This is a genomic window from Burkholderia sp. APQ4-4ca (assembly GCF_057837105.1).
Genome location: NZ_JBYQCG010000076.1, coordinates 89,868 through 112,743 on the forward strand (window position 1 = coordinate 89,868; position 22,876 = coordinate 112,743).

General features: G+C 68.3%; 20 protein-coding genes and 1 pseudogene. 8 read left to right on the top strand and 13 right to left on the bottom strand.

Annotated features, from left to right (window positions below; translation table 11 throughout):
• Window positions 1–11: 11 nt before the first annotated feature.
• Both AC3IFE_RS08725 and AC3IFE_RS08730 read left to right on the top strand, forming a co-directional pair.
• Window positions 12–2,195, top strand: a complete 2,184-nt coding sequence (locus AC3IFE_RS08725) for an FUSC family protein (protein WP_301737849.1) — start codon at window positions 12–14, stop codon at window positions 2,193–2,195.
• 136 nt (window positions 2,196–2,331) lie between these two features.
• A complete protein-coding gene (locus AC3IFE_RS08730; protein WP_069616510.1) occupies window positions 2,332–2,544 on the top strand; it encodes a hypothetical protein in 213 nt (70 codons plus the stop codon).
• A 147-nt stretch (window positions 2,545–2,691) separates the two neighbouring features.
• On the opposite strand, the gene AC3IFE_RS08735 is transcribed toward AC3IFE_RS08730, so the two are convergent.
• Together AC3IFE_RS08735 and AC3IFE_RS08740 are read right to left on the bottom strand one after the other, a co-directional pair.
• Window positions 2,692–3,801 carry a DmpA family aminopeptidase gene (locus tag AC3IFE_RS08735; protein ID WP_301737851.1) on the bottom strand — a complete coding sequence of 370 codons (1,110 nt, stop codon included), beginning with the start codon at window positions 3,799–3,801 and terminating at the stop codon, window positions 2,692–2,694.
• Between the two features lie 64 nt (window positions 3,802–3,865).
• Window positions 3,866–5,272, bottom strand: coding sequence for an APC family permease (locus AC3IFE_RS08740; protein ID WP_489190253.1), 1,407 nt, complete (start codon window positions 5,270–5,272; stop codon window positions 3,866–3,868).
• A gap of 132 nt (window positions 5,273–5,404) precedes the next feature.
• Between AC3IFE_RS08740 and AC3IFE_RS08745 the strand changes: the two genes are divergently transcribed.
• A complete protein-coding gene (locus tag AC3IFE_RS08745; RefSeq protein ID WP_301737852.1) occupies window positions 5,405–6,208 on the top strand; it encodes a helix-turn-helix transcriptional regulator in 804 nt (267 codons plus the stop codon).
• Window positions 6,209–6,303: 95 nt separating this feature from the next.
• On the opposite strand, the gene AC3IFE_RS08750 is transcribed toward AC3IFE_RS08745, so the two are convergent.
• Window positions 6,304–6,681: a nuclear transport factor 2 family protein gene (locus AC3IFE_RS08750; RefSeq protein WP_089469736.1), complete on the bottom strand. Its 378-nt coding sequence runs from the start codon at window positions 6,679–6,681 to the stop codon at window positions 6,304–6,306.
• Window positions 6,682–7,089: 408 nt separating this feature from the next.
• On the opposite strand from AC3IFE_RS08750, the gene AC3IFE_RS08755 reads away from it, so the two are divergent.
• The gene (locus tag AC3IFE_RS08755) at window positions 7,090–7,464 is read left to right on the top strand and encodes a COG4315 family predicted lipoprotein (protein WP_050010995.1); all 375 of its coding nucleotides are present in this window, start codon (window positions 7,090–7,092) and stop codon (window positions 7,462–7,464) included.
• Window positions 7,465–7,593: 129 nt separating this feature from the next.
• Here AC3IFE_RS08755 and AC3IFE_RS08760 read toward each other — a convergent pair whose 3' ends face one another.
• Both AC3IFE_RS08760 and aptA read right to left on the bottom strand, forming a co-directional pair.
• Entirely contained in the window at window positions 7,594–9,111 is a 1,518-nt protein-coding gene (locus AC3IFE_RS08760; protein WP_489190254.1) for a CoA-acylating methylmalonate-semialdehyde dehydrogenase, read from the bottom strand.
• Window positions 9,112–9,160: 49 nt separating this feature from the next.
• A complete protein-coding gene (aptA, locus tag AC3IFE_RS08765; protein WP_301737854.1) occupies window positions 9,161–10,516 on the bottom strand; it encodes an omega-aminotransferase AptA in 1,356 nt (451 codons plus the stop codon).
• A gap of 105 nt (window positions 10,517–10,621) precedes the next feature.
• Here aptA and AC3IFE_RS08770 point away from each other — a divergent pair, with 105 nt between their 5' ends.
• On the top strand, window positions 10,622–11,572 hold the full coding sequence (locus AC3IFE_RS08770; protein ID WP_301737855.1) for a LysR family transcriptional regulator: 951 nt from the start codon (window positions 10,622–10,624) through the stop codon (window positions 11,570–11,572).
• 31 nt (window positions 11,573–11,603) lie between these two features.
• Here AC3IFE_RS08770 and AC3IFE_RS08775 read toward each other — a convergent pair whose 3' ends face one another.
• The 3 genes from AC3IFE_RS08775 to AC3IFE_RS08785 are packed head-to-tail and all read right to left on the bottom strand — an operon-like array spanning window position 11,604 to window position 13,703.
• A complete protein-coding gene (locus tag AC3IFE_RS08775; protein WP_489190255.1) occupies window positions 11,604–12,845 on the bottom strand; it encodes an MFS transporter in 1,242 nt (413 codons plus the stop codon).
• Window positions 12,842–13,177: a hypothetical protein gene (locus tag AC3IFE_RS08780; RefSeq protein WP_089469732.1), complete on the bottom strand. Its 336-nt coding sequence runs from the start codon at window positions 13,175–13,177 to the stop codon at window positions 12,842–12,844. Before AC3IFE_RS08780 ends, AC3IFE_RS08775 begins: the two co-directional genes overlap by 4 nt.
• 37 nt (window positions 13,178–13,214) lie before the next feature.
• Window positions 13,215–13,703 (bottom strand): MarR family winged helix-turn-helix transcriptional regulator, encoded by a 489-nt coding sequence (locus AC3IFE_RS08785; protein WP_489190256.1) that lies wholly within the window; start codon window positions 13,701–13,703, stop codon window positions 13,215–13,217.
• A gap of 158 nt (window positions 13,704–13,861) precedes the next feature.
• Here AC3IFE_RS08785 and AC3IFE_RS08790 point away from each other — a divergent pair, with 158 nt between their 5' ends.
• The gene (locus AC3IFE_RS08790) at window positions 13,862–14,353 is read left to right on the top strand and encodes a 2,4'-dihydroxyacetophenone dioxygenase family protein (RefSeq protein WP_089469730.1); all 492 of its coding nucleotides are present in this window, start codon (window positions 13,862–13,864) and stop codon (window positions 14,351–14,353) included.
• A 106-nt stretch (window positions 14,354–14,459) separates the two neighbouring features.
• Here the strand turns inward: AC3IFE_RS08790 and AC3IFE_RS08795 are convergent.
• Together AC3IFE_RS08795 and AC3IFE_RS08800 are read right to left on the bottom strand one after the other, a co-directional pair.
• Window positions 14,460–14,597 (bottom strand): annotated as a pseudogene (locus AC3IFE_RS08795) (epoxide hydrolase); the annotation flags it as partial.
• A gap of 87 nt (window positions 14,598–14,684) precedes the next feature.
• Window positions 14,685–15,644, bottom strand: a complete 960-nt coding sequence (locus AC3IFE_RS08800; protein ID WP_301737857.1) for a GlxA family transcriptional regulator — start codon at window positions 15,642–15,644, stop codon at window positions 14,685–14,687.
• A gap of 133 nt (window positions 15,645–15,777) precedes the next feature.
• On the opposite strand from AC3IFE_RS08800, the gene AC3IFE_RS08805 reads away from it, so the two are divergent.
• Window positions 15,778–16,578 (top strand): SDR family NAD(P)-dependent oxidoreductase, encoded by an 801-nt coding sequence (locus AC3IFE_RS08805; RefSeq protein WP_489190257.1) that lies wholly within the window; start codon window positions 15,778–15,780, stop codon window positions 16,576–16,578.
• Between the two features lie 118 nt (window positions 16,579–16,696).
• Here AC3IFE_RS08805 and AC3IFE_RS08810 read toward each other — a convergent pair whose 3' ends face one another.
• From AC3IFE_RS08810 to AC3IFE_RS08820, 3 genes are all read right to left on the bottom strand, one after another.
• On the bottom strand, window positions 16,697–18,046 hold the full coding sequence (locus AC3IFE_RS08810) for an MFS transporter (protein WP_089469727.1): 1,350 nt from the start codon (window positions 18,044–18,046) through the stop codon (window positions 16,697–16,699).
• Between the two features lie 94 nt (window positions 18,047–18,140).
• On the bottom strand, window positions 18,141–19,493 hold the full coding sequence (locus tag AC3IFE_RS08815) for an MFS transporter (RefSeq protein ID WP_489190259.1): 1,353 nt from the start codon (window positions 19,491–19,493) through the stop codon (window positions 18,141–18,143).
• A gap of 167 nt (window positions 19,494–19,660) precedes the next feature.
• The gene (locus AC3IFE_RS08820; protein WP_006482658.1) at window positions 19,661–20,620 is read right to left on the bottom strand and encodes an MBL fold metallo-hydrolase; all 960 of its coding nucleotides are present in this window, start codon (window positions 20,618–20,620) and stop codon (window positions 19,661–19,663) included.
• Between the two features lie 178 nt (window positions 20,621–20,798).
• Here AC3IFE_RS08820 and AC3IFE_RS08825 point away from each other — a divergent pair, with 178 nt between their 5' ends.
• Complete coding sequence (locus tag AC3IFE_RS08825; RefSeq protein ID WP_089469725.1) at window positions 20,799–22,448, top strand: IclR family transcriptional regulator; 1,650 nt, start codon at window positions 20,799–20,801, stop codon at window positions 22,446–22,448.
• Window positions 22,449–22,876: the final 428 nt, after the last annotated feature.

Sequence of the window (22,876 nt, forward strand, 5' to 3'; positions counted from 1 at the left end):
GCCCTCTTTTCATGAAGCCACCACCTGCGATCGCGCGACCTTCCATCGAACCGGCACGATGGAGGCGATGGCTCGATCCGCTCGGCAACGCGGCGCGCGACTGGGCCACGACCGACGGGATGATCTGGCTGCACCTCGCGAAAACCGTGCTCGCGGCGCTGCTGGCGATGGGCATCGCGATGCGTCTCGAGATGTCGCAGCCGCGTACCGCGATGACGACGGTGTTCGTGCTGATGCAGCCGCTGTCGGGGATGGTGTTCGCGAAGAGCTTCTACCGCGTGCTCGGCACGGCGGCCGGCCTCGTCGGCGCGCTCGCGCTCGGCGGGCTGTTCGCGCAGCAGCCGGAGCTGTACATGGCCGGCATCACGCTGTGGATCGGCGGCTGCATCGCGCTCGCGGTACGCAACCGCCACTTCCGCTGGTACGGCTTCGTGCTCGCCGGCTATACGGCCGCGCTGATCGGCCTGCCGGCCGTGATGACGCCGCAGACGCTGTTCCAGTCCGCGCTCACGCGCGCCGCTGAAGTCGCCCTCGGCATCGCGTGCTCGGGCGCGGTCAGCGCGCTGATCCTGCCGTTGAGTTCCGCGAAGGCGCTGATGCGCTCGTTGAGCGCACGCCACGCGACGTTCGCGGCGTTCGCGGCCGGCGCGCTCTCGGGCGACGTCGCGCGCGGCGATTTCGAGCGGCGCTTCGCCGATTTCGTCGACGATATCGTCGGCTTCGAAGCCAACCGCGCGTTCGCGTCGTTCGAGGACCCGCACATTCGCGCGCGCAGCCGCCGGCTCGCGCGGCTGAACAGCGAGTTCATGAACGCATGCACGCGGCTGCATGCGCTGCACCAGCTCGTCAAACGGCTGCGTGCGAGTCAGTCGGACGCGGTGCTCGATGCGCTGGCGCCGCACGTCGACGCGCTGGCGCTGCGCTTTGCCGCGTTACGCGACGAACGCCCGCGCGGCATCGCGCCGGCCACGGGCGCGCTGCTCGAACTGCGCCGCTTCCACGGTGCATTGCCGAAGGCCGCGCGCGCGTCGCGGCGGGCCATCGAGGACCATGCGGCCGGCGGCCTGCTCGACTTCGATACCGCGATCGAACTGCTGTACCGGTTCATCGACGAATATCTCGGCTACGTCGACACCTACGCGTCGCTCGATCAGGACGATCACGCGTTCGAGCGCTCGGTCACGCATTACGCGGTGAAAACCAATGCGTTCTTCGTCGGCTTCGCGTTCCTGCGCACGGTGGTCGCCGTCGGCGCGATGAGCGCGTTCTGGATCGCGTCCGAATGGCCGAGCGGCTCGCTCGCGGTGATCGCCACCGCGATCGCGTGCGCGCTCAGCTCGACGTCGCCGCGCGCGCCGAAGTTCGTCGCGCAAATGGGCGCGGGCGCGGCGTTCGCGACCGCGGTCGGCTATCTGTTCCTGTGCTACGTCTATCCGAACATCGACGGCTTTCCGCTGCTGTGCGCGGCGCTCGCCCCCGTGCTCGGCCTCGGCGCGTTTCTCGCGATGCGGCCCGGCCTGTCCGGCTACGGGATCGGCTTCGCGGTGTTCTTCTGCCTGCTCGCGGGCCCCGACAACACGATCGCGTATACGCCCGAAGTGCTGATCAACAACGGGCTGGCGGTCGTCGTCGCGATGCTTGCGTGCTCGCTCGTGTTCGCCGTCGTGTTCCCCACCCACATGCCCTGGCTCACCAGTCGGATCGCGCACGACTTGCGCCGCCAGGTGACGCTTGCGTGCGAAGGCGCGCCGGACGGCCTCGCGCAGCGCTTCCAGTCGAGCACGCATGACCTGATGGCGCAACTGCGGACGCTGCTGGTGCGCCGCACGCGGCAGCATCGCGATGCGCTGCGCTGGATGCTGTCGACGCTCGAGATCGGCCACGCGGTCATCGATCTGCGCGACGAGCTGCACGCGTTCGGCGCGGCGAAGCCGCCGCAGATGCTGCGCTGGACCGGGTCGATCGATGCGGTGCTGCTCGAACTGCCACGCTTCTTCGACGATCCGACGCCCGCCCACCATGCGCGCACGCTGAAATCCGTGAATCTCGCGATCCGCGCGGCGCAGCACGCGCTGCAGGCGTGGTACGCGGTGCCCGACGCGCGGCGCAACATGCAGCGGATCGTCGGCTGCCTGCACTTCATGCGCAGCGCGCTGCTCGACAAGGATGCACCGTTCAACCGGCACCGCCATTGAAGATCGATGCGCGCGCAACGGGATCGTTGTTCCGGATGGAAATAAGCTCTCCAGGCGTGGTGATTAATCTTTAAGCAGTGCGAGCCTATAGTTTCCTCACTGCCAGCGAGACTGGCACTCACCCAGGAGAAACAAAATGAAGCCGCTGCACCTCGCCCTCGTTGCCCTGTCGCTCACCGCTGCCGTCGCCCACGCGCAGCCGGCGCCGGCAGACGCCGCACCGCAACAGGCGAACCGCGCCGAGGCCGTCAAGGCCGCCGGCCGCGTCGATCGTGCGCAATCGAAGCAGGAAGACCCGAACGCATGCGTCGGCCCCGTCAGCTTCTGCAACATCTATTTCGGCAGTTGAGCATGACGCCGCGTCGCCACGGCCACGCCCGCATCGCCCGCATCGCCCGCACCGCATGCATGACGTGCGCGGGCGAACGGCGGTCCGGCCGATCGCCGCATCGCCGCCCTGCACCACGCCGCTTCGATTGAAGCGGCGCTTGCCGTTTCAGGCGCCGCGCCCCGGCCGCCAGCCCACTTCGCGCAACGCATCCAGCAAGCGCGCCTGCCCGAGCCCTTCGACCCGCGCCCCGCGCGACTCGACGTCGCCGCCTGCAACCAACGCATTCACGATCGCTTCCTCCACCGTTTCCGCCGCCGCGACGAACAGCGCGGAAATATGGTCGTTGTTGACCATCCGCACGTCGGTGGTCGGCGTGCCCTTGCTGCCGTAATTCACGGCAGGCAAGCCGGCGTTGCCGGTCGCGAACGCGAGGAAGATGTCGCCGCTCGAATCCTCGGTGCCGCCGCCGACGCGGGCGAGCCCCACACTCGCGCGCTGCGCGAGACGCCTGCATTGATGCGGCAGCAACGGTGCGTCGGTCGCGATCGTGACGACGATCGAACCCATGCCCGCCTCGCCTTTCGCTTCGGCTTCGCGAAACGGCGAATGCACGTGCCGCAGCACTTCGCCGACCGGGTAGCCGGCCACGCGCAGCATCTCGCGCACGCCGTAGTTCGCCTGCACGAGCGCGCCGACCGTCCAGCCGCCCGCGTCGCTCGCCAGCACGCGCGACGCGGTGCCGATGCCGCCCTTGAACTCGTGGCAGATCATGCCCGTGCCGCCGCCCACGCCGCCTTCGGCGACCGGCCCCGGCTGCGCGGCGGCCAGCGCGCGCTGCACGTGCGCGGCGTTCACGTGCTGCCCCCAGATGTCGTTCAGCAGCCCGTCGTAGGTTTCCATCACGACCGGCATGCACCAGTACACGCGGCCGGCCGCCGCTTCGCGTTCGTTCGCGACCAACGCGTCGCGCACCGCGCCGACGCTGTGCGTGTTCGTATAGGCGATCGGCGTGGTCAGCAGGCCGGCTTCGCGGATCCATTCGAGCCCGGTCGCGTCGCCGTTGCCGTTCAGCACGTGCACGCCCGCGAAGCACGGCGAATCGTGCGCGGCGCCCGCGCGCGGCTCGATGACGGTGACGCCGGTGCGGATCGATGCGTCGCCGTTCTCCACGTTCAGCGTGCAATGACCGACCCGCACGCCCGCGACGTCCGTGATCGCGTTGAAGCGGCCCGGCGTGCCGAGTCCGATGCGGATGCCGAGATCCCTCGTGCGCATGATGTCATTCCTCCCGTCTTTCAATGATTCGGTGTAGCGGTGATACAGGGTGTCGACCCGATGCTCAGAGCGCGCGGAATGCCGCGCTGTGGCGCGCCCACGCTGCGTACATCACGAGCGCCGCGACCAGCAGCCCGGCGATGACGATCAGGTCGGTCGGCTTCGTCGCCGTCGCGAGCGTCGTGTAGAGCGTGTATGCGGCGCCCGCTACAGCGACCAGCGGCGTCAGGGGCCACAGCGGCATCCGGTAATGATGCTCGACGTCGCGGCGCACGAACCGGCTCGCAAGCGCGGCCAGTCCGACGACGAGGTAGATCAGCAGCAACAGGTCGACCGTGAACGCGGTCAGCTCGTCGAGGCTCGACACGAACACGAGCCCGGCCGACGGGATCGCGAGCGCGATCGTCGCGAGCCACGGCGATTCGAGGCGCGGATGGATCGTCGAGAACGCGCGATTGCAGGTGCGCGACCAGAGCGCATGCCGGCCGCTGCTGTACAGCAGGCGGCCCATCGCGATCACGATCGCGATGATCGCGTTGAACACCGACAGGAAGATCCCGCCGCTGATCACGCGCGACACGGCCGGATTGCTCAGCGAGCGCACGACATAGCCGATCGGATCGGCGCTCTTCGTCAGTTCCGTCAGCGACGGCGCGCCGAGCACGATCGCGGTGAGCGGCACCAGCTCGACGACGAGAATCACGAGCAGCGAATAGATCACCGCCTTCGCGACGTTGCGGTTGCCGCCGCGCAGGTCTTCCGCGAGATAGGCCGCCGAGCCGAAGCCGTTGTAGCAGAAGATCGCGGTGCCGATCGCGGGCACGATGGCCGCGAGCGTGGCCGGCACGAGCGCATTGCCGCTCGCGACGACCGGTGCGATCAGCACTTCGGCGCCGCGATGCGGCGACCCGAAGCCGAGCCCGGCGATCAGCATCAGCACGCCGATTTCGACGACCAGGAACGCGCCGGTGATCCACGCATTCGTCTTGATGTTCAGCATGCCGAGCAGATAGCTGAGCAGCACGATCGTCAGCGCGACCGACTGGTTGCCGAAGTGCGTGCCGAGTGCGCTGTTCAGGTACGGCGCGGCGCCGCTGGCGAGCACGGCCGGGATGAACACGCTGACGGACAGCACCGTGATGAAGGTCAGGTAGCCGGGCAGCGTGCCGAACACGCGCTTGGCCATCACGTATTCGCCGCCCGCGCTGCGGTGCGCGGCGCTGAGTTCCGCATAGCAGAGCGCGAACGCCAGCGCGAGCACGCCGCCGAGCACGAACGACAGCACCGCGCCGCTGCCGGCCTGCTGGATCGCGAACGGCGCGATCACGAAGATCGAGCTGGCCGGCGTCACGCCCGATACGGTGATCATCACTGCGTCGCGCACGCTGAGCGTCTGCGACAGCGCGCGCGGCGCGTCTTCCGTTGCAGGCGCCGCTTGCAGCGTGCCCGTCGATTCCGACATCATCGCCATTTCGTGCTCCTTTGTTCCTTTGCCGCCTTTTTTTGAACACCCATACTCGGGCCCGATTGATTGCGTGGCAGTCTAGGAAGCCAATTTCAGGACCGCTATTCCCCCTTCGTGTTACGCCCTTCCGGTGGTGGTATGGATCGTCTCTTTTCCGAAATCGCGATGCATCAGGCGCTCGGCCGCGCGATCGACCATCTCGGCCAGCCGCGCTTCTGGCGGTTCCTCGTGCTGCTGCTCAATGAAATGACGCCGTTCGACAACGCGCTCGCGACCGCGATCGGCCGCGACGGCGTGCCGCTCGTGCTCGACGAATACGACACGGGCGGCACCGACTCCGCGTCGCCGGTGCCGCTTTACCTGAACGGGTTATATCTGCTCGATCCGTTCCTGCAGGCCGCGCACGACGGGCTCGCCGACGGCTGCTACCGGCTCGAGGAAGTCGCGCCCGACCTGTTCCGGCAGAGCGAGTATTTCCAGAGCTACTTCCGCGATGCGGTCGGCGACGACGAGATCCAGATCCTCGTGCGGCCGAATGCCGACACGCTGCTGTCGCTGTCGCTCGGTGCGGCGACGCGCTTCGACGTCGAGCCGCTCGGCAAGCTGACGGCCGCGATGCCGTGGGTGCTCGCGGTCATCCGGCAGCATTGGCGGCTGGTGGGCGATGCCGCGCGCGCCGCGCCCGACGCGGACCTCGGCGCGCGCGTCGAGCAGGCGCTCGCGCGCTTCGGCGCGGGTGTGCTGACCGATCGCGAGATGGCGATCGCAAGAATGGTGCTGCGCGGCAATTCGTCCAAGGCAATTGCCGAACGGCTGGCGATCTCACCCGAAACGGTGAAGGTGCATCGGCGGCACCTGTACGCGAAGCTCGGGATTTCTTCACAGCCCGAATTGTTTTCGCGGTTCATTCAGGCGCTGGGGGAAAACGACGCAGCCGGTTGAGCGGCGCGTGCGCCGTCGGCCGGCGATGCACCGGCAGGCGGCCCTGCGCGGGCGGGGCGACGGCGAAACGTCGGCTTCGCACCGCGCGCTTGCATTCACCTGCCCGATTCGACGAACCCGCCATCCGGCGCCGGATGCGGCACGTACCAGCCGAAATACACTTCGGCCTCGACGAGCCGGCCATCGCGCACGCGCAACCGTTCGGCGTTGCGGAACCGCCTGCCGGCGGTCGTCACGGCTTCGTACACGACGAACACGTATTCGCCGTGCACGGCGACGTCGACGAATTCGAAACCGGCGAGCATCGCGCTGTTCGGCCAGCAGCGTGCGAGATACGCATCGCGATCGAGCCGGTTGTCGAGCGGGCTCGTGAAATGGAAATCCGGCGCGATCAGCGCTTCGATCGCATCGCGGTCCTTGTCGACATACGCGCGATAGCTGGCGCGCGCGACATCGCCTGGATCCTGAAGCATCGTCGTCCCCTCCCGGAAGGATCGGCGCGAGCCGGGCTCGCGCTGACGACGATATTCCGGCGGAATGCGCGCGATGTCATCCACGCAAACCCGTATCCGGGTCGTTGCCGCCGCAACGCACGCGCGGCTGGGGCTCGGGGACGGATGCCGAATACCCGGGCACGACGACGATCGTCGCGCCGTGGCGCACTGCGTGCGCGCCGCCGATATGCCCCCCGATCTTCTCGCAGCACCGCCAAAAACCGCCTATCGTGAATAAGGCGCTCCGTTTGCCGCCTTTCGCCCCGACGTCGCTCGCTCGCGGGGGGCGGCGACGGCGCCGTGCTCCGGCACCATTCATCGCGATTCCGGCGCACGCTCGCCCGTGCACGCAATCGCGGCCGCCCACCGGATTATCAGGAGGCACTCATGAAAGCCGCGCTGCTCGTCAGCTCCGCCCTGCTCGCCATTGCGTCAGCTTCGGCCACGGCCCAGGGTTCCATCACGAAGGAAGAAAACGGCGCACTCGTCGCCGCGAACGGGATGACCGTCTACTCGTTCGACAAGGACAAGCCCAACGCCGGCACCAGCGCCTGTTCAGGCCCATGCGAGACCCTCTGGCCGCCGTACAAGGCCAGCGCGACCGACGTACCGGTCGGCCCCTACACGATCGTCAAGCGCGACGACGGCAGCCCGCAATGGGCGTACAAGGGCAAGCCGCTGTACTTCTACTCGAAGGACATGAAACAGGGCGAACGCAACGGCGACAACTTCAAGAACGTGTGGCACGTGGTCGCGCCTTGAACCTGCTTTCGACGCGTTCCGCGCGTTTCGCCGGGACGTAAAAAAGCCCGCCTCCGATCGTCGATCGGAGCGGGCCTCGGCGGCGCCTTCTTACGTCGCGCCGGCTGCATGCTGCCGGCGCGCGTCGACTCAGCGGTTCGACGGGAAGCTGAACACCGTCCCTTCGCGCACGCCGGCCGACGGCCAGCGCTGCGTGATCGTCTTGCGCTTCGTGTAGAACCGCACCGCATCCGGGCCGTACGCGTGCAGATCGCCGAACAGCGAACGCTTCCAGCCGCCGAACGAGTGATACGCGACCGGCACCGGCAGCGGCACGTTGATGCCGACCATGCCGATCTGGATGTTGTCGCTGAAGTAGCGGGCCGCCTCGCCGTCGCGCGTGAACAGGCACGTGCCGTTGCCGTATTCGTGCGCGTCGATCAGCGCCATCGCGTCGTCGAGCGACTTCAGGCGGATCACGCCGAGCACCGGCCCGAAGATCTCGTGCTGATAGATCGGCATGCCGGGTTTCACGTTGTCGAACAGGCACGGGCCGAGGTAATAGCCGCCGTCGTGGCCGTCGACCTTCACGCCGCGACCGTCGACGACGAGCGTCGCGCCCGCGGCCACGCCCGCTTCGACGAAACCCGTCACCTTCTCGAAATGCTGCTGCGTGACGAGCGGGCCCATGTCGATGCCCGCGCCGTTGCCCGGGCCGACCTTCATCTTCTCGATCTCGGCTTTCAGCCCCGCGACGACCTGGTCGCCCGTGTCGTCGCCGATCGCGACGACGAGCGGAATCGCCATGCAGCGCTCGCCGCACGAGCCGTACGCGGCGCCCATCAGCGCGTTCACCGCGTTGGGGATGTCGGCGTCCGGCATCACGACCGCGAAGTTCTTCGCGCCGCCGAGCGCCTGCACGCGCTTGCCGTGCGCGCAGCCGGTCGAATAGATGGTTTCGGCGATCGGCGTCGAGCCGACGAAGCTCACCGCCTTCACGCGCGGATCGGTCAGGATCGTGTCGACCGCTTCCTTGTCGCCGTTCACGACGTTCAGCACACCCGGCGGCAGGCCGGCTTCGAGTGCGAGCTCGGCCATGCGCAGCGTCGACGACGGCGTGCGCTCCGACGGCTTCAGCACGAACGTGTTGCCGCACGCGACGGCCATCGGCCACATCCACAGCGGCACCATCACCGGGAAGTTGAACGGCGTGATGCCGGCGGCCACGCCGAGCGCCTGGAACTCGCTCCACGAATCGATCGCGGGGCCGACGTTCTTGCTGTGCTCGCCCTTCAGCAGTTCGGGCACGTAGGACGCGTATTCGACGTTCTCGATCCCGCGCTGCAGTTCACCCATCGCGTCGGCGAGCACCTTGCCGTGCTCGGCGGTGATCAGCGCGCACAGTTCTTCCGCGTGCTCCTCGAGCAGCGTCTTGAAGCGGCTCATCACGCGGGCGCGCTTCAGCGGCGGCGTGTTGCGCCAGGCCGGGAACGCGGCCTGCGCGGATGCGATCGCCGCTTCGACGGTCAGCTTGTCGGCGAGCGCGACGCTCTTGTGCGATTCGCCGGTGGCCGGGTCGAACACCGGTTGGACCCGGCTGCCGCCGTCGACGCGCTTGCCGTCGATCAGGTGGCCGACGGTGGAAGTCACATTGCTGTCGTGTTTCATCGTTCAGGCTCGTTCGTGAATTCGGTTGTCGCTTCGAGCGCGCACGGGCTCAGTCCACTTCGTTCAGTGCGTCGGACAGCGCGTTGACGAGGTTGTCGATCTCGCGCTTCTCGGCGATGAACGGCGGCGCGAGCTGGATCGTGTCGCCGCCGTAGCGCACGTAGAAACCCTTCGCCCAGCAGCGCATCGCGATCTCGTACGGGCGCCGCGCCGGCTCGCCCGGCAGCGCGGCGATTGTCAGGCCGGCGGCCAGCCCGTAGTTGCGGATGTCCGCGATGTGGCGCTGGCCCTTCAGCCCGTGCACGGCCGCCTCGAAATGCGGCGCGAGATCGCGCACGCGGGCCACCGCATCTTCCTTCACCAGCAAGTCGAGCGCCGCGACGCCGGCCGCGCATGCAACCGGGTGCGCCGAATACGTGTAGCCGTGCGGAAACTCGAGCATGTACTCGGGCCCGCCGGCGGCCATGAACGTATCGTAGATTTCCTTCGTCGCGATCACGCCGCCGAGCGGCTGCACGCCGTTCGTCACCTGTTTCGCGAAGTTCATGATGTCCGGCACCACGCCGAAGGCGTCGGCGCCCGTCATCGCGCCGGCCCGGCCGAAGCCCGTGATGACCTCGTCGAAGATCAGCAGGATGTCGTGCGCGGTACAGATGTCGCGCAGGCGCTTCAGATAGCCCTTCGGCGGCACGACCACGCCCGCCGAACCGGAGAACGGCTCGACGATCACGGCCGCGATGTTCGACGCGTCGTGCAGCGCGATCAGCTCGAGCAGGCGGTCGGCCAGTTCCGCGCCGTGTTCGGGCATCCCGCGCGAGAACTTGTTCTCGGCCAGTTGCGTATGCGGCAGGAAATCGGCGTCGAGGCCCTGGCCGAACAGCTTGCGGTTCGGCCCGATCCCGCCGACCGAGATACCGCCGAAGTTCACGCCGTGGTAACCCTTCTCGCGGCCGATCAGGCGCGTCTTCGTGCCCTTGCCCTTCGCGCGCCAGTACGCGCGGGCCAGCTTCAGCGACGTGTCGGCCGCTTCCGAGCCCGAGCCCGTGAAGAACACGTAGTCGAGGCCGGCCGGCGTCAGTTCCTTGATCTTGTTGGCCAGCTCGAACGATTTCGGGTGGCCGAACTGGAAGGCCGGCGCGTAGTCGAGCTGCGCGACCTGGCGGCTCACCGCCTCGACGATTTCCGTGCGGCCGTGACCGAGTCCCGTGCACCAGAGGCCCGACAGGCCGTCGAAGATCTTGCGGCCTTCGCCATCGGTGTAATACGCGCCCTTGCCGGACACGATCAGGCGCGGATCGGCCTTGAACTGGCGATTGGCCGTGAACGGCATCCAGTGCGCGTCGAGCCATGCGGCATCGGTGCGGAGGTTCGTGTCGTCGTGCTGGGCGGTGGTGATGTCGGTCATGTCGGTCGGCGCGGCGCGCCCCTCCTTCTCGTATTGATATTGCGCATTGTCGGGACGCCAATTAGTCTTTTGAATATCGCAATATCAATGTTCACTTGCGCAACCATGCAAGCAAAGAAACCGAAGAGCCGCGCGCTGCTCGGGCAGCTCAGCGACATGGATCTCCGCCTGCTGCGGGTCTTCAAGGGCGTCGTGCAGTGCGGCGGGATGGCGGCGGCCGAACTGGAACTGAATATCGGCATCTCGACGATCAGCCGGCACGTGAAGGATCTGGAAACGCGGCTCGGCCTCGTGCTGTGCCGGCGCGGCCGTGCGGGCTTCACGCTGACGCCCGAGGGACAGACGGTGTACGAGGAAACGCTGCGGCTGCTCGCGTCGATGGAAGCGTTTCGCAGCCGGATCGACGGCATTCACGACAAGATGGGCGGAGAACTGCACATCGCGGTGTTCGACAAGACGGCGACCAACCCGCGTGCGCGCCTGGGCGACGCGATCCGCCAGTTCGCGGACGAAGCGCCCGACGTCGCGCTGAACCTGCACGTCGCGTCGATCAACGAGGTCGAGCGCGGCGTCATCGACGGCAGCTACCACGTCGGGATCATTCCCGCGCACCGCAACTCGGGCAGCCTCGTGTATTCGGCGCTGTTCGACGAACGGATGCTGCTCTACTGCGGCCGCCAGCATCCGCTCTTCGACGCGCCGCACGGCAAGCTCACGTGGACGACGATCCGCCACCACGCATTCGCGGGGCTCGGCTTCCATTCCCCGAACATGGAGCTGAGCCACCGCGCGAAGCTCACGCGCAGCGCGACCGCGTCGGACCAGGAGTCGATCGCGACGCTGATCCTGTCGGGCCGTTATCTCGGCTTCCTGCCCGATCACTACGCGGAGAGTTTCGAGAACAAGGGGCTGATGCAGCCGATCGCGCCGCACCGGTTCAATTACCAGTGCCGGTTCGTGAGCCTGCTGCGGCGCTCGCCGCGGCCGTCGCGGGCGGCGCTGCTGTTCCAGTCGTGCCTCGAAGCCGCGCATGCGGCGGTGTTGCCGGCGGCTTAGCCGGCGGCTTCGGTTTCGGTTTCGGTTTCGTTCAGGCCCCGTCGTCGGCCGCGCGCGGCCGCGCCCGCCCGCGCGTGACGAAATGGGTCGCGACGAGCGCCGCGGCAAACCCGGACGCCGCGCCGACGCCGAGCGCCCAGCGCGGGCCGAGATGGTTCGCGACCCAACCGGCCACCGGCGCGCCGATCGGCGTGCCGCCCAGCGCGACCGCGAGGCGCAGCGCCATGACGCGGCCGCGCATCGCCGGCTCGGTGGAGAGCTGCATCAAGCTGTTCGTGGAGTTCATGAAGGTGATCGCGGCGATGCCGGTCAGCACCAGCGCGGCGGCGAACGACCAGTAGCCGGGCGCCAGCGCCGCGAACGTGCAGCCGAGCCCGAACAGCGCCGCGCCGATCCACAGATGACGGAACCGCGGCTGCTCGCGGCGCGCGGCGAGCAGCGCGCCCGAGATCGTGCCGACCGCCATCATCGACGACAGGAAGCCGAACCCGCGCGCATCGACGTGAAACACGCTGGCGGCCATCGTCGAAATGAACAACTGGAAATTGAGCCCGAACGTGCCGATCAGGAACAGCATCACGAGGATCGCGGTCAGGTCCGGGCGGCGCCACACGTAGCGGAACCCGTCGAGCAGGCTGCCGCGCGAGCGGCCGGCCCGTACGTTCGCGCGCAACTCGTCTTCCCGAAGCCGCGACAGCGACGCCAGCACCGCGAAGAAGCTGAGCCCGTTCGCGAGAAACGCCCAGCCGGTGCCGACCGATGCGATCAGGAAGCCGGCCGCCGCCGGGCCGACCATCCGCGCGGCGTTGAACGACGTCGAATTGAGCGCGACCGCGTTCGCAAGCTCGCGGTCGCCGACGAGTTCCGCGACGAAGGTCTGCCGCACCGGCGCGTCGAACGCCGACGCGCAGCCGAACAGGAATGCGAACACATACACGTGCTCGAGCCGCACGGCGCCGGTGACCGTCAGCACGCCGAGCACGAGCGCCAGCGCACCCATCAGCGCCTGCGTGGCCATCAGCAGCTTGCGCTGGTCGAAGCGGTCGGCCGCGTAGCCGGTCCACGGCAACAGCAGCAATTGCGGGCCGAACTGCAGCGCCATCACCGTGCCGACCGCCGATGCGTCGTGATGCGTGAGCTGCGTGAGAACGAGCCAGTCCTGCGCGGTGCGCTGGATCCACGTGCCGATGTTCGACACGAGCGACCCGATCGCCCACACGCGATAGTTGAAGCTGCGAAGCGAGCGGAACACGCCCGCGGCCGGCACGCTCATCGCCGCTCCCGGTCGGGCGCGTTGCCGCCGTGCAGTTCGCCGAAATGCCGCGCGAGGAACAGCCCCAGAACGAGGATGCCGAGACCGAACGCCGCCGCGTCGGCCGTGATCTTCAGGTCGAAATCGCCGATCCGGCGCACGAGTGCATAAGCGACGACGAGGTTCACGACGCCCCACACCACGTTCACGGTGGACGACGACAGCCCGCGCCCGGGCGGATTCGCGAACGGCGTCTGGAACGGCTCGCCGCGCAGGCCGCTGACGAGATGCGGCACGGCGTTCGCGAGAAACGCGCCGCAGAAGAAGTACGACACGAGATGCAGGAAGTTCATGGGCGGGCCATCCTTTCGGCGAGCGGGTCGATACGGTTTACGGACGTGCCGGGTCCTGGAATTCGGCGAGCCGCTGCAACAGCTTCACGGCCGCCGCGAGCTCGGCCTGTTCCGCCGCCGACAGTTGCGCGTGCAGCGCACGGAACAGCCAGTCGTCCTTGGCCGCGCGGTTCGCTTGCAGCACCTTGCGGAAACCAGGCGTGAGCGCGATCAGCGTCTGCCGGCCGTCGGTCGGATCGGGCGCGCCGGCGACCGCGCCGAGCGCCTCCAGCGTCGCGACCGTCACGCGCATCGACTGCGGACGCACGCTTTCGGCACGTGCGAGCGCCGACACGGTTGCCGGGCCGTCGCGATCGAGCCGCAGCAACACCGATTTCTGCGAGGACGTGAGGTCGTTCGGATGGGCCTGCTCCCGCATTCGCCGCATCAGCTTGCCGACCGAGATGCGGAGTTCGCCGGCGAGGCTGGCCAGCGGGAGCGTGTCAGGGGGAGACAAGGGGGAATTCATGAATTCAAGATAGCACATCGACAGCCAAACTGTACAGTTTGGCTGTATATTTAATCGTGTAAGGATCGGAGCACCCGCACCCGCACCCGCTTTCGCCGCGATGCCGCCTCCGTCCGGCCGCTCGAGCCGGCTCTGCGATAATGCGGGCTTCTCCCGTTTCCGCGCCGCCTTCCGCCATGACGCAGCCGTCCGCCCCGTTCTCCACCGACCTGCCGCCGATCTCGTGCCTGCCCGGCGACGCGCTGCCGTGGCTGCCGATGAGCGCCGACCTGCCGGGGCTCGCGATCAAGTACCTGCACATCAACGCGGCCGAGGACACGCTCACCGCGCTGCTGAAGATGCCGGCCGGCGGCACGCTGCCGCGCCATCGGCATGACGGCGAGGTGTTCGTCCATACGCTGCAGGGTGCATGGCGCTACCGGGAATACGACTGGGTCGCGCACGCCGGCTCGACGGTGCTCGAACCGGCCGGCTCGGTGCATACGCCGGAAACGCTCGGCGCGCCGGGCGAGGACGTGATCACGCTGAACGTGATGCGCGGCGACCTCGTGCTGCTCGACGACGACGGCCGCGAAACGGCGCGCGAGAACTGCCGCGTCGCGCTGCTGCGCCAGCGCAAGCATGCGCGTACGGCGCCGGATGCGGCCACGGCGTTCGTTACGCGGTAAGACTCGGGACAGGCGTCGGCGCGGCGCGATCCGCGCGATGCGGCCGCACCCGGTCGCCAGGATGGCCACCGGCGTCCTTCACCCGCTTCGCCGGCCGCTCCGCGCGTTATCGAAAACGCCTGAAAAACCGCCGAATATCGTCGGCAAGCAAATCCGGTTCTTCCATCGCCGCGAAATGACCGCCGCTCGGCATGTCGGTCCACTGCGCCACGTCGAACACGCGTTCGAGCCAACTGTTGAACGGCTCGGCGTGCATCGTGTCTCCTCGCGAAACATGTCGACGAAATTCTGCGCGATTTTTCCGACCCGCGCTGGCGTGCGGCCGCGCGCGTCAGCCCGTTTCCCGCTCATCCGCCCGTGCGTCGCGCCGCAACGCCTGCGGCGGCACGCCGAACCCGCGCACGAACGCGTCGCGCATGTGCCGGCGGTCACGAAAGCCGTTCTCCTTCGCGATCACGTCGAGCGGATGGCGGCTCTGTTCGATCATCAGCCGCGCCGATTCGAGCCGCAGCCGCTCGATCGCCTTCGCCGGCGACTGCCCGGTTTCGAGCGTAAACACGCGGCTGAACTGGCGCGGGCTCAGGTGCACGGCCTCGGCCAGCTCCTCGACGGTCAGCGCGCGGCCGAGATTTTGCCGCGCGTAGTTCAGCGCGTTCTGGATCCGGTCGGATTTCGGCGCAAGTTCGAGCATTTCCGAATGCTGCGACTGGCCGCCGGCGCGGCGCTGATGCATCACCAGCTTGTGCGCGACCGACCGCGCGGCGTCGGCGCCGAGGTCCTTTTCCACCATCGCGAGCGCGAGATCGAGGCCGGCCGTCATTCCGGCCGACGTCCAGATCGGGCCGTCGACGATGAAGATCCGGTCGTCCTCGACGCGAATCTCCGGGTAGTGCCGCTGCATGTCGCGGCCGAACGCCCAGTGCGTGGTCGCGCGACGCTGCGCGAGCAGCCCGGCCTCGGCCAGCACGAACGCGCCCGTGCAGATGCCGGCGATCCGCCGCGCATGCGCATTCGCGCGGCGCAGATAGGCGACGACGCCGGCCGGCGCCGGCGCGGCGAGCGGATCGTTGACGCCCGCGACGATCCACGTGTCGACGCCGAGCCGCCCGCGCAGCGCGCGCGTGGCGACCGGCAGCCCGAGCGACGAGCGCACGTCGCCGCCGTCGACCGAATAGTTGTCCATCGTGTAGAACGGCGCGTCCATGCCCACGTTCGCGTACTCGAACACCGACTGCGCGGCGAGCGCCATGATCTGGAAGCCGTCGCTGATCAGAAAGCCGATTCGGTGCATCTGCGTTCTCCGGTTTCGTGCCGAATGGCCCGATGTCCGGAATCATACCCATCTACGTCATTTGTGTCGCCGCGTTTCGAGGCCAGAATGCCTTCACGCCATCCGGCCATCCTCATCGAAACGGAGCACATTCATGACGCAAGCACATCGCGGTACCGCCCTCATCACCGGCGCGTCGTCGGGCATCGGCGCCGTCTACGCCGATCGCCTCGCGCGCCGCGGCTACGACCTGATCCTGGTCGCGCGCAATCGCGACCGGCTGAGCGCCCTCGCCGAGCGCATCACGAACGACACGCAGCGCGGCGTCGAGATCGTCGACGCGGACCTCAACGACCGCGCGGCGCTCGCCGCCGTCGAAGCGAAGCTGAAACAGGACGCGAGCATCACGCTGCTCGTGAACAACGCGGGCATCGGCACGCATGCGCCGCTGCTCGACAGCGACGTCGACGCGATGACGCGGATGATCGACCTGAACGTGACCGCGCTCATGCGGCTGACCTATGCGGCCGTGCCCGGCTTCGTCGCACGCGGCCGCGGCGCGGTGATCAACATTTCGTCGATCGTCGCGATCTCGCCGGAAACGCTGAACGGCGTGTACGGCGGCAGCAAGGCGTTCGTGCTCGCGTTCAGCCAGTCGCTGCATCACGAAATCGCCGACAAGGGCGTGCAGGTGCAGGCCGTGCTGCCCGGCGCGACGGCCACCGATTTCTGGCAGACGGGCGGCCTGCCGCTCGAGCATCTGCCGAAGGAAATCGTGATGGCGGCCCCGGACATGGTCGATGCGGCGCTGGTCGGGTTCGATCGCGGCGAACTCGTGACGATCCCGTCGCTGCACGCGGGCGACGAATGGGACGCATACGAGGCCGCGCGCCGCACGATGGCGCCGCACCTGTCGGCCGATACGCCCGCGCCGCGCTACGCGGCCGTGCGCTAGCCGGACGGTATCGGCATCGCGCCCGGGCCAGGCCGGCATCTCGCGTGGCCGTTGCTCACCGGGCGGGGCCGGCCGGCATCGTCCGGCCCGCCGCGTCGATGCATCCGGCGCAGGTCGATCAACGCGGCGCGTGCGCCGGCTCCCGCGGCGTCGCGCGCACGCCCAGCAGCATCGCCACCGCGCACGCGGCCAGCAATCCGGCGATCATCAGCATCGCCGCATCCATGCTGCCGGTGCGCGTGCGGATCACGCCGACGATCCACGGCGTGATCATCCCGCTCGATACGCCGATGCTGCTGATCAGCGCGATCCCGCCCGCCGCGCCGGCCCCCGCGAAATACGCGGACGGCACGGCCCAGAACACCGGGTGCGCGGCGAAGATCAGCATCGCCGCGATCGACAGCAGCGCCATCATCGCGACGATGCTCGGCAGGTGCAGCGTCAGCAACGCAAGCGCCACCGCGCCGCCGAATGCGCACACGGCGAAATGCCGGCGGCGTTCGCGCTTGCGGTCCGAGCGCCGCGCGATCGCGATCAGCCCGGCCGCGCCGATCGCGTTCGGCACGATCGACAGCAGGCTGATGTGCACGACATCGTGAATGCCGAATTCGCGAATCATCAGCGGCATCCAGAACAGCAGCATCAGCAGCGCGGTCGTCAGCGAGAAATAGATGAACGCGAACAGGTAAGTGCGCGGTTCGGTCAGCACCTGCCGCAGCGAAACAGCCGCGTGCGCGGGCGCATCCGCGCGATCGGCGGCCAGATCGGCCGCGAGCCGCTGCCGGTCGTCGCCGGACAGCCAGCGCGCGTGTTCGGGGCGGTCGCACAGCCAGAACCATGCGATCACGCCGAGCAGGATCGCGGGCGCGCCCTCGATCGCGAACATCCATTGCCAGCCGTGCAGCCCGAGCACGCCGGACATCCCGCGCATCAGCCATCCCGATAGCAGCCCGCCGATCATCCCGGCCACCGCGACGCCCGCGTAGAAGATCGACAGCACCGACGCGCGACGGCGCGCCGGATACCAGTACGTCAGGTAGAACACCACCCCGGGGAAGAAACCGGCTTCGAACAGCCCGAGCAGGAAGCGCAGCACGTAGAACTGCTTGGCGCTGTCGACGGTGATCATCGCGACCGACACCGCCCCCCACAGGACCATGATCCGTGCGAACGTGCGGCGCGCGCCGAAGCGGCGCAGCAGCGCGTTGCTCGGCACCTCGAACAGCACGTAGCCGACGAAGAACAGCACCGCGCCGAGGCTGTACATCGCGTCGGTCAGGCCGAGATCCTGCCGCATCTGCAACTGCGCGAAGCCGATGTTGCTGCGATCGAGGATCGACACGATGTAACAGACGAACAGGAACGGCACGATGCGCATGCCGATGCGGCGGTAAAGCGCGTCGTTGCCGGACGCGGCGGGGCCGGACGCAGCCGCGTGCGCGGCGTCCGCTTGCAGGGGGATGGACATCGATCGTCTCCTCGATGGATGCGAATACGGGCCGGACGTGAAACGCGACGGCGGTCGCCGCCGCCCGCCGACGGCGACCGGCCGAAATCGACGGTCAACCGCGCCGCGCGGATTCGCCCTTCACGCCCGCCATCAGCGCCACGCCGCTCGCGACCAGCAGCGCGGCCAGCAGATACACGGCGAGATCCATGCTGCCCGTGCGCGTGCGGATCATCCCGATCACCCACGGGCTGACGATGCCGCTCGTGATCCCGATGCTGCTGATCAACGCGATCCCGGCCGCGGCCGCGTGGCCGGACAGGTAGCGGGTCGGCACGGCCCAGAAGATCGGCAGCGCGGCGAAGATCAGCGTCGCCGCGATCGACAGGCATGCAAGCATCGCCGCGAAGCTGTGCAGGTGCAGCGTCAGCGCCGCGAGCGCGAGACCGCCGCCGATCGTGCAGCACGCAAAGTGCTTGCGGCGCTCGCCGGTGCGATCCGAGCGGCGCGCGATCAGCACCAGCCCCACCGCGCCCACCGCATTCGGCACGACCGTGTAGAGGCTCACGGCGACGACGTCGGTCACGCCGAAATCGCGGATCATCAGCGGCATCCAGAAGTTGAGCGTCAGCGACGCGCAGGTCAGCGAAAAATAGATGAACGCGAACAGGTACACGCGCGGGTTCGCGAGCGCGGCCATCACGCTGCGTCCGTCGTGCGCATTGCCGTGTGCGCGGCCTTCGGCGCACAGCGCGGCGACGCGGGCCTTTTCGTCGGACGTGAGCCACGTCGCGCCCTGCGGCCGGTCGACGAGGAACGTGAACGCGGCGAACGCGAGCAGGATCGCCGGCGCGCCTTCGATCGCGAACATCCACTGCCAGCCGTGCAGCCCGAGCACGCCGCTCATGTCGCGCATGATCCAGCCGGACATCAGGCCGCCGAGCACGCCGGCCACCGCGACGCCCGCGAAGAACACGGAGATCGCCGCCGCACGCCGGTTCGCGGGAAACCAGTAGGTCAGGTACAGCACGATGCCGGGGAAGAAGCCGGCCTCGAACACGCCGAGCAGGAAGCGCAGCACGTAGAAATGCGACGGCTGCGACACGAACATCATCCCGGTCGACGCGAGGCCCCACAGCAGCATGATCCGCGTGAACGTGCGACGCGCGCCGAACCGCGCGAGCAGCATGTTGCTCGGCACTTCGCAAAACACGTAGCCGACGTAGAACACCGCGGCGCCGAGGCCGTACATCGCATCGCTGAAGCCAAGATCGTGCTTCATCTGCAACTGCGCGAAGCCGATGTTGATGCGGTCGAGGAACGACACGACGTAGCAGAGGAACAGGAACGGGACGATCCGCCACGCGATCTTGCGGAACAGCAGCGCGTCGTCGAATGCGGATGCGGAAGCCGGCGCCGACGCGCTCGCGTGCGCGAGCGTCGCTTCGGCGGGAAGCGATTGAGGCATGTCTCTCTCCAAACGGGCCGCGCGATATCGATCGCGCGGCAGTCTCCGAGGGCGTGCATGCGCCCTGCTTTCTTGTGAGACCGGATACGGATGCCGCCGCGGATGCCGCAACCCTCAGTGAAACGGCGAGGCGATCATGCGAACGCCGCCTCGCCGCCGCGTGCCGTTCAATCCTGCAGCGCGGCCCACATGTCCTTGTCGCGCTGCGCGGTCCAGATGCGCGGATGCGCGATGCCACTCGCCTCGTCGAACGCGCGCGACACGTCGAACGGCAAGCAGTGCTCGTAGATGAACACGTGGCCGAACTTCGGGTCCATCGCTTCGCGCGTGAGCGCCATCGCCGCCTTCAGGTCGAGATTGCGCTCGACGGCCTTGCGGCCCTGCGCGAGCAGCGTCGTGACGAAATCCTTCGTGTAGTCGAGGCCCTTGTTCACTTCGGCCGGATTCAGCAGCGCGGGGCCGCGGCCCGGCACGAGCTTCTCGGCGCCGAGCGCGCGCAGCGCCTCGAGCGTGGCCGGCCACTGTTCGAGCTGGGCGTCGCCGCAATAGCACGCAGCGTCGTATTCGACGAGGTCGCCCGAGAACAGCACCTTCTGCGACGGCAGCCACACGATCGTGTCGCCCTTCGTGTGGCCCGAGCCGACGTGCATGATCTTCACTTCGAGCTTGCCGAGGAACAGCGTGATCTCGCGCTCGAACACGAGCGTCGGCCAGGTCAGGCCCGGCACCGTCTCGACGCCGGCGAACAGGCGCGGGAAGCGCTCGATTTCCGACTTCATGTCGGCCTCGCCGCGCTCGACGATCATCTCGTACGTGCCGCGGCTCGCGATCACGTGCTGCGCGCCTTCGTCGAAGTACGCGGACGCGCCGAGCACGCGCACCGCATGGTAGTGCGACAGCACCACGTGCTTGATCGGCTTGTCGGTCACGCTGCGGATCTTCGCGATCAGGTCCTGCGCCATCGCGGGCGTCGCGGTCGTGTCGACGATCAGCACGCTGTCGTCGCCGATGATCACGCCCGAGTTCGGGTCGCCTTCGGCTGTGTACGCGTACGCGTTCTCGGACAGCTTCGTCCAGGTGACTTTCTTCTCTTCCAGATCGGCTTGGGAGGCGAATGCTTTGGCCATTGTGCGTTCCGTGGCTGCGAGCCATGTGTTGAGGGGAATGAGCGGATCATCTGCCTGCCCTGAATATTTGTCAATGGCAAATCTGCTTGCTATTGTTTAATACGGGTAAACCTGCGGGGCTGGCGCCAAAAACGGCGTCGGATACCATGCGGGGTTTCGTCAACGGAAGAATCATCGCGTGCAGAACCACGAAGTCAGCGCGGACGATGCGCCGCCCAAGGCGCAGCGCGGCATCCAGAGCGTCGAGGTCGGCGGCCGGCTGCTCGACGCGCTCGCGCGCCGGCGCAAGCCGCTCGGGCTGTCGGAGCTGGCCGCGGCGGCCGATCTCTCCACCGCGCAGGCGCACACCTATCTCGTGAGCCTGACGCGGCTCGCGCTCGTGAAGCGCGATGCGATCACCGGCAACTACGAGCCGGGCCCGCTGTCGCTGCGGCTCGGGCTGATGTCGATCGAGCGCCAGCCGGCCTACCGCGCGACGCTGCCGCATGCGGCGCGGCTCGCGGAAACGGTCGGCCTGAGCGTCGCGCTGTCGGTGCCGGGCGTGCTCGGCCCGACGATCGTGCGCATCGAGCACGGCGGCTATCCGCTACACATGAACCTGCACGTCGGTTCGGTGATGTCGCTGGACACCACGGCGACCGGCCGGGTGTTCCGCGCGTTCGGCGACGCCGCGCAAATCGGTGCGATGGCGGCCAGTCAGGCCGGCGCGGGCGATACGCTCGCCGGCGCCGAACACGCATCGCGCGTGACGGACGCCGACGCGCGACACGCGGACCTCGACGCCATCCGCGCGCGCGGCATCGAACGCAGCATCGACCGGCCGAGCCCGGGCGTCAGCGGGATGTGCGTGCCCGTTCTCGATGCGCACGGGCGCCTGCAGCTCGCGTTGACCGTGATCGGTTCGACGGGATCGATCGATGTCGACTGGGATGGCCCGATCGCGGCGGCGTTGCGCGATGCGGCGCGGCAGGCCACCGCGTCGCTCGGCGCGGAACCGGCGGAGCCGGTGCCCGCGCCGGCGCCGGGCACCGCACGCGTACCGCCCGCGCTGGGCGACGACGCGAAGGCGCAGCGCGGGATCAATGCGCTCGACAGCACCGGCGACCTGCTGCTCGCGCTGGTGTCGGCCGGCCGCGCATTGCCGCTGCGCGATCTCGCGACGGCGGCCGGCATGCCGGCCGCGAAGGCGTTTCCGCATCTGGTCAGCCTGCAGAAGATCGGCCTGCTGGGCCGCGACGACGCCGGCTGCTTCAACGGCGGCCCGCTCGCGCAGGCGCTCGGGCTGATCGCGATGCAACGCGTGTCGCCGACGCGCGACGCGGAAGCGGAGATCGTCGCGCTCGCCGGCGCGACCGACATGAGCGTGGCCGCCGCGACGCTCGGGCCGCTCGGGCCGACCGTGATCCGGCTGGAAGAATCGGCGCGGCCGCAGCACGTGAGCCTGCAGGTGGGCACCGTGATGTCGCTCGTCAATACGGCGATCGGGCGGATTTTCGCGTCGGGCATGTCCGACGACGTGCTGGCCGACCTGCTCGCCAACGAGCCGGTGCGCCTCGCCGGCGCGCGCACCGCGCCGGACGACGCGGCCTTCCGCTCACGGCTCGCGGCGATCCGCGCGGACGAACTCGATTTCGCATTCGACGCGCCGGTGCCCGGTATCGGGACGATCGCCGCGCCGGTGTTCGATCACACTGGCAGCATCCGCCTCGTGATCGCGATCATCGGCTCGTCGCGCGGCTTCCCGCGCGGGCCGGACAGCGAGCTGGCGCAAGCACTGCGCGCGGCGACGCGACGGCTGTCCTGGCGCTTCGGGTGGATCGGCCGGTAGCCGCGCCCTTTCCCCACACCGTACGTTCGACTCCCTTTCTTTCTGCCCGCGGGGCCGTGCTGGCACGGCCTCGTCACGCCTATCCGACACGCGCGGACAGCCAATATTCATGTTGCGCAGCAGCAACATAAATTGTTAGTAATTCTCATATAACGAAATCGCATTTCACAAGACGAGGTCGTTTCGCTATGATTAGGGTTATCCCTAACTCGCCACCTATATGGGGCTTCGTCATGCAAACGTCTAATGTCTCCGATCGTTCCACCCAATCCACTGGCTGGCTCGCACGTGTTGGCGAGCTGCTTGCGGAAGCCTGGGCACTGCACCTCGAGAACTGCGAAGTCATCGCTGAAGCACACGCGCGCCTGCCGCGCTGAGCGAACCGCCAGCCGCCTGATGCGTTTGCGCTGACGCGCACCGCGAGCGGC

Coding starts and splice junctions, on each gene's coding strand:
- AC3IFE_RS08790 (WP_089469730.1), top strand. CDS start 13,862: ATGACGCAGCCGTCCGCCCCGTTCTCCACCGACCTGCCGCCGATCTCG.
- AC3IFE_RS08820 (WP_006482658.1), bottom strand. CDS start 20,620: ATGGCCAAAGCATTCGCCTCCCAAGCCGATCTGGAAGAGAAGAAAGTC.
- AC3IFE_RS08735 (WP_301737851.1), bottom strand. CDS start 3,801: ATGCGCACGAGGGATCTCGGCATCCGCATCGGACTCGGCACGCCGGGC.
- AC3IFE_RS08775 (WP_489190255.1), bottom strand. CDS start 12,845: ATGAGCGTGCCGGCCGCGGGCGTGTTCCGCTCGCTTCGCAGCTTCAAC.
- AC3IFE_RS08780 (WP_089469732.1), bottom strand. CDS start 13,177: ATGAACTTCCTGCATCTCGTGTCGTACTTCTTCTGCGGCGCGTTTCTC.
- AC3IFE_RS08785 (WP_489190256.1), bottom strand. CDS start 13,703: ATGTGCTATCTTGAATTCATGAATTCCCCCTTGTCTCCCCCTGACACG.
- AC3IFE_RS08755 (WP_050010995.1), top strand. CDS start 7,090: ATGAAAGCCGCGCTGCTCGTCAGCTCCGCCCTGCTCGCCATTGCGTCA.
- AC3IFE_RS08800 (WP_301737857.1), bottom strand. CDS start 15,644: ATGCACCGAATCGGCTTTCTGATCAGCGACGGCTTCCAGATCATGGCG.
- AC3IFE_RS08740 (WP_489190253.1), bottom strand. CDS start 5,272: ATGGCGATGATGTCGGAATCGACGGGCACGCTGCAAGCGGCGCCTGCA.
- AC3IFE_RS08815 (WP_489190259.1), bottom strand. CDS start 19,493: ATGCCTCAATCGCTTCCCGCCGAAGCGACGCTCGCGCACGCGAGCGCG.
- AC3IFE_RS08760 (WP_489190254.1), bottom strand. CDS start 9,111: ATGAAACACGACAGCAATGTGACTTCCACCGTCGGCCACCTGATCGAC.
- AC3IFE_RS08770 (WP_301737855.1), top strand. CDS start 10,622: ATGCAAGCAAAGAAACCGAAGAGCCGCGCGCTGCTCGGGCAGCTCAGC.
- AC3IFE_RS08725 (WP_301737849.1), top strand. CDS start 12: ATGAAGCCACCACCTGCGATCGCGCGACCTTCCATCGAACCGGCACGA.
- aptA (WP_301737854.1), bottom strand. CDS start 10,516: ATGACCGACATCACCACCGCCCAGCACGACGACACGAACCTCCGCACC.
- AC3IFE_RS08745 (WP_301737852.1), top strand. CDS start 5,405: ATGGATCGTCTCTTTTCCGAAATCGCGATGCATCAGGCGCTCGGCCGC.
- AC3IFE_RS08805 (WP_489190257.1), top strand. CDS start 15,778: ATGACGCAAGCACATCGCGGTACCGCCCTCATCACCGGCGCGTCGTCG.
- AC3IFE_RS08810 (WP_089469727.1), bottom strand. CDS start 18,046: ATGTCCATCCCCCTGCAAGCGGACGCCGCGCACGCGGCTGCGTCCGGC.
- AC3IFE_RS08750 (WP_089469736.1), bottom strand. CDS start 6,681: ATGCTTCAGGATCCAGGCGATGTCGCGCGCGCCAGCTATCGCGCGTAT.
- AC3IFE_RS08730 (WP_069616510.1), top strand. CDS start 2,332: ATGAAGCCGCTGCACCTCGCCCTCGTTGCCCTGTCGCTCACCGCTGCC.